Source organism: Photobacterium sp. OFAV2-7 (assembly GCF_022347985.1).
In the GTDB taxonomy this organism is placed as follows: domain Bacteria; phylum Pseudomonadota; class Gammaproteobacteria; order Enterobacterales; family Vibrionaceae; genus Photobacterium.
Genome location: NZ_JAKRFQ010000265.1, coordinates 1 through 5,857, shown reverse-complemented (window position 1 = coordinate 5,857; position 5,857 = coordinate 1). Strand labels below are relative to the sequence as shown.

The window sequence follows — 5,857 nt, the reverse complement described above, 5'->3', positions numbered from 1 at the left end:
GACGACTTTATTTCTGCTGCAGAGCAATCTGTTGCCCGCTGTATTGATGTCGCACAGAACCTGATGTCACAAGAGTCTCTGGACGCCGTTGTGATCGCCGCCGTTGATCTCAGCGGTAGTGCCGAGCAGGTGATTCTCAAAAATAGCATTACCCCCGTCGCATTGACGGCACAAGACAGAGGATGGCATGTCGGCGAAGGGGCCGGGGCAGTTGTTCTTGTTGATGAACAAAACGCAGCCGTTGGCCATAGCTACGGCTCAATCGATGCCCTTGGGTTTAGCTCTGTCAGCCAGAGCCAGGCGGTTACCGACCGTCTTTTGACTGAAACCGGTATTGCTGCAAGCAACATCAGCTTGCTGGAGATCAACCAAGCGCCGGAAAACAGCGATAGTATCCACCTGCCGCTTTCCCATGCATCGCAAACACAGGCCAGTCTCCGTCTGGGCCACTGCTCTGCCGCATCTGGCATGGCGAGTATGCTCCACGGATTGCTGAGTCTAAATAAAGTCGTCTCACACACCGACAGCAAAGCTGCCATCGTGGCGAATGTCAGTGAGGGGCAATGTTCACAACTTATTGTCACCCAGACAAACACAGAAACACACTCCCTGACGGCAAGGCTTGCAAGCGAACTCGCTGTTGACTCAACACGCCAGCTAATTAAACAAGTTACCCTGGGCGGGCGAGATATCTACCAGCATATCGTGACAACGGATCTTCCTGAACTTCAGCAAATCCAGCAGAAGGCTGCCAACGCAAGACCGCGTATACTGCCCCCGGTGAAGACAATGGCTAAAGCTATGCCCTTAACTATGCCCGTGGCCCAGCCTTTAACCAGGCCCGTAACACCGACGCCATCCTTATCCCCGACTCAGGCAACATCAGGCCAGAGTCCGAGCACAGGTATTCCAAGCAATATGACCAACGTCCTATCCGCTAACGATCACAATGACTCAGTTTCAACGCAGAACGCTTCATTTGTCGAAAATCAACTGCTGGCACAGCAGGTCCATCAGGCTTTCCTGCAAAACCGCGAGCAAGGGTTGAAGATGGCTGATGCCCTATTGAAGGCACAGCTTAACGAAGTCACCGCGCAGATGAATGCGGGCAAAAGCCAGGTAGTTAGCTATCCGTCTGATGCAGCTTCAGAGCAGGCACCACCGGCACAAAGCGTAATGGCTGCACCAGCAGAAACAGCGGCTATCGCAAAACCAATCCGTAAGCCCTGCATTTGGGACTATGAAGACTTGGTGGAGTATGCCGAAGGTGACATCGCCAATGTCTTTGGCCCTGACTATGCAATTATCGACAGCTATTCGCGTCGGGTAAGGCTGCCGACGACCGATTACCTGCTGGTATCGCGAGTCACTAAGCTAGATGCGCAAATGCTGGAGTACAAACCAAGTACTATGACCACAGAGTACGACATTCCGGTGGATGCACCTTACCTGGTCGACGGTCAGATCCCTTGGGCTGTCGCGGTAGAATCTGGCCAGTGTGACTTAATGCTCATTAGCTATCTCGGTATCGATTTCGAAAACAAAGGCGAGCGAGTCTATCGTCTGCTTGATTGCACCCTCACCTTCCTCGGTGACTTGCCGCGTGGTGGCGATACCCTGCGATACGATATCTCAATCAACAACTTTGCCCGTAACGGCGATACCCTGCTGTTCTTCTTCTCCTACGAATGTTTCGTCGGCGACAAGATGATCCTGAAAATGGATAACGGCTGCGCAGGCTTCTTTACCGATGAAGAGCTGGCGGACGGCAAAGGGGTTATCCGTACCGAAGATGAACTGAAGGCACGTAATCTGGCCGTTAAGCAACGCTTTAACCCGTTGTTGCACTGCCAGAAGACCCAGTTCGATTATCACGCCCTGCATCATCTGCTGAGTGCCAATATTGCCGGTTGCTTTGGTGACAGCCATATTTCTGATCGAGTTCAGCCATCGCTGTGCTTCAGCTCAGAGAAGTTCATGATGATTGAGCGAGTCAGCCACGTTGACCCGCATGGCGGCGCTTGGGGACTCGGTCTGGTTGAAGGACACAAACAGCTTGAGCCTGAACACTGGTATTTCCCTTGCCATTTCAAAGATGACTCTGTGATGGCCGGCTCATTGATGGCTGAGGGCTGTGGTCAATTGCTGCAGTTCTTTATGATGTATTTAGGGATGCACACCCAGGTCCAGAGTGGTCGCTTCCAGCCGCTTGAAAGCGCACCGCAAAAAGTTCGCTGCCGTGGTCAGGTTATACCGCAATCTGCCGTGCTGACTTACCGGATGGAGGTGACGGAAATTGGCCTGAGCCCGCGCCCGTATGCAAAAGCAAACATTGATATTCTGCTTGACGGCAAAGTCGTGGTCGACTTCCAGAACTTGGGCGTGATGATCAAAGAAGAAGCTGAATGTACTCGCTACATCGGTTCATCAGACTATATTGCTGAAGATCAAATTGCTGAAAGCGTTGTTGCTGAAGTAAAAGCAGTACAAACGACATTACAAACTACAACAGAGACAGCAAACCAACCTGCCTCAGCCAACGCACCACTGATGGCACAAATTCCCGATCTGAATACGGCCCCAAACAAAGGTGTTATCCCGCTTCAACATGTTGAAGCACCAAGAACCCCGGATTACCCAAACCGCGCTCCTGACACGGTACCGTTCACACCGTACCACATGTTCGAGTTTGCTACCGGTGATATCGAAAAATGTTTCGGTCCCGACTTCGCTATCTATCGCGGCATGATCCCACCGCGCACCCCGTGTGGCGATCTCCAGTTGACGACCCGTGTGATCGAAGTTAACGGTACCCGTGGTGACTTTAAAACACCGTCATCATGTATCGCTGAATATGAAGTGCCGGAAAATGCCTGGTACTTCAGCGAAAACAGCCACAGCGCCCTCATACCTTATTCGGTATTGATGGAAATTTCGCTCCAGCCAAATGGCTTTATTTCAGGCTACATGGGCACCACCCTAGGCTTCCCTGGTCAGGAGCTGTTTTTCCGTAACCTTGATGGCAGCGGCAAGATGCTGCGCAATGTTGACCTGCGCGGCAAAACGATTGTTAATGATTCCCGTCTGCTTTCAACCGTTATGATGGGTACCAACATAGTGCAGAGCTTCAGCTTCGAGCTAAGTACTGACGGCGTACCTTTCTATGAAGGCACCGCGGTATTTGGTTACTTCAAAGGTGAAGCACTGAAAGATCAGCTGGGGCTGGATAACGGCAGAGTGACACAGCCATGGCACATCGAACATAATCGTACGCCTGATGTCACTATCGATCTGCTTGATAAGCAAAGCCGCTACTTCAATGCCCCGCTGTCAGCAACAGGCGAAGTTCGACCGCATTACCAACTAGCTGGCGGACGCCTGAATTTCATCGATAAAGTTGAAATTACCAGTGACGGTGGTAAGTCAGGTTTGGGTTACCTGTATGCAGAGCGAACGATTGATCCAAGCGATTGGTTCTTCCAGTTCCATTTCCATCAAGATCCTGTCATGCCGGGCTCTCTGGGTGTAGAAGCAATTATCGAACTGATGCAAACTTATGCCCTGAACAAAGATTTAGGTGCCGGATTCCGTTCGCCGAAATTCGGCCAGATCCAATCTGAAGTGAAGTGGAAATACCGTGGCCAGATCAACCCGCTGAACAAGCAAATGTCACTGGATGTCCACATCACTGCAATTAAAGACGAAGACGGTAAACGCATCATCATTGGTGATGCCAACCTGAGCAAAGACGGCCTGCGTATTTACGAAGTCAAAGACATTGCCATCTGTATTGAAGAAGCTTGAGTTAGGAACGAATACTATGACAACACAAACAACCATTAATAACGAAAAGCTATCTCCATGGCCGTGGCAAGTTGATGAAAGTGCTACCCACTTCGATACCAATGCAATGGCACAAGCCCTTAAAGACTTGAGCTACGGGTGTTATGTAATCAATCACCCTGAAAAGGGCCTGGGGATCAGCCAGCAAGCCGAACTAACCTCTGGCGATTGTGCCAGTGCCGCTTCAAGCCACCCGGTCAGCGCCTTTGCGCCAGCACTCGGTACGCAAAGTCTGGGTGACAGCGACTTCCGTCGTGTACATGGCGTGAAATACGCCTATTACGCCGGTGCAATGGCGAACGGTATCTCTTCGGAAGAACTGGTTATCGCCCTGGGCCAAGCTGGTATTCTGTGCTCCTTTGGTGCTGCTGGCCTGATCCCGTCACGTGTCGAACAGGCTATTCACCGTATTCAGGCAGCCCTGCCAAACGGCCCTTATGCCTTTAACCTGATCCACAGCCCGAGTGAACCGGCACTGGAGCGTGGCAGCGTAGAACTGTTCCTCAAACATGGGGTGCGCACGGTTGAAGCATCGGCTTTCCTGGGACTGACACCGCAAATCGTTCAATACCGTGCTGCCGGCCTTAGCCGCGATGCTCACGGTGAAATTATCATTGCTAACAAAGTGATCGCCAAAGTCAGCCGGACAGAAGTTGCCCGCAAGTTTATGGAACCAGCACCGGTAAAAATTCTGCAGAAACTGGTTGATGAAGGCCGTATTACAGCCGAACAAATGGAACTGGCTCAGCTTGTTCCGATGGCTGATGATATTACCGCAGAGGCCGACTCCGGCGGCCATACCGATAATCGTCCGCTGGTAACCCTGCTGCCGACAATTCTGGCGTTAAAAGAAGAAATCCAGTCGAAATACCAATTCAAGACTCCGCTGCGTGTTGGCTCTGGTGGTGGTATCGGTACCCCTGATGCCGCACTGGCGGCGTTCAACATGGGAGCGGCCTATATCGTCACCGGTTCTATCAACCAGGCCTGTATCGAGGCAGGCGCGAGTGAGCATACCCGTAAACTGCTGGCGACGGCTGAAATGGCCGATGTCACTATGGCACCAGCCGCGGATATGTTCGAAATGGGCGTCAAGCTGCAGGTAGTCAAACGCGGCACTCTGTTCCCGATGCGTGCCAACAAACTGTATGACATCTACACCCGCTACGATTCAATTGAAGCGATCCCGGCTGATGAGCGTCACAAGCTCGAGACACAAGTGTTCCGAGCAACATTGGATGAAATCTGGGCCGGTACCGTGGCACACTTTAACGAACGTGATCCGAAACAAATCGAGCGTGCGCAAGATAATCCCAAGCGTAAGATGGCTCTGATCTTCCGTTGGTATCTTGGCCTTTCAAGCCGCTGGTCTAATACCGGCGAAGCAGGTCGTGAGATGGACTATCAAATCTGGGCAGGCCCGGCACTTGGTGCTTTCAATGCGTGGGCAAAAGGCAGCTACTTGGATAACTATCAGGATCGCCGTGCCGTTGATCTTGCCAAGCACCTAATGCATGGCGCCGCCTATCTAGCACGTATCAACCTGCTGGCTTCACAAGGTATCCGTCTACCGGCAGATCTGGCTCGCTGGAAACCAGAACAAAAAATGGCTTAATCATAAAATTAAGCAAAACTGGCTTCAGTTCATAAATTAAAAAAGGCCTTCCTCCAAGTCATGGAGGAAGGCCTTTTTCATCAAGTCATTTCTGTTACTTTGTCATCTCGATTTTTAAACTGGCCCCATTGCTAGACGGATTACTTAGTGCCGTCACATATTGCCAGCCACTTGCAGGGTTATTGATAGTAAGTGACTCCGCATTGCCTGGCTCAGTTGAGCTCAACACATAGTTATAGCTCTCAGCCCAGCTCGACGGGTTATAGAACAAATCAACATTGCCCTCACCGTGGCCAGTATTGATATCAATACGGCTGACATCAGCATCTACATAAAAGTAGTAATACGCCTTGCCGTTACTGATACAGACGGTATTACCATGATAAATCTGACCATAAC

The 5,857-nt window shown here is 51.2% G+C and carries 3 protein-coding genes; 2 read left to right on the top strand and 1 reads right to left on the bottom strand.

The genetic code is table 11. The annotated features are described in order from the left end of the window. The coding region (locus MHN01_RS14110; RefSeq protein ID WP_370646505.1) for a beta-hydroxydecanoyl-ACP dehydratase at positions 1-3,804 on the top strand (3,804 nt) is incomplete at its 5' end. Positions 3,805-3,820: 16 nt separating this feature from the next. Continuing rightward, on the top strand, positions 3,821-5,458 hold the full coding sequence (gene pfaD, locus MHN01_RS14105; protein ID WP_239411923.1) for an eicosapentaenoate synthase subunit PfaD: 1,638 nt from the start codon (positions 3,821-3,823) through the stop codon (positions 5,456-5,458). A 94-nt stretch (positions 5,459-5,552) separates the two neighbouring features. Here the strand turns inward: pfaD and MHN01_RS14100 are convergent. Continuing rightward, positions 5,553-5,857, bottom strand: a 305-nt coding sequence (locus MHN01_RS14100; protein WP_239411922.1) for a PPC domain-containing protein, incomplete at its 5' end; no start/stop codon positions are given.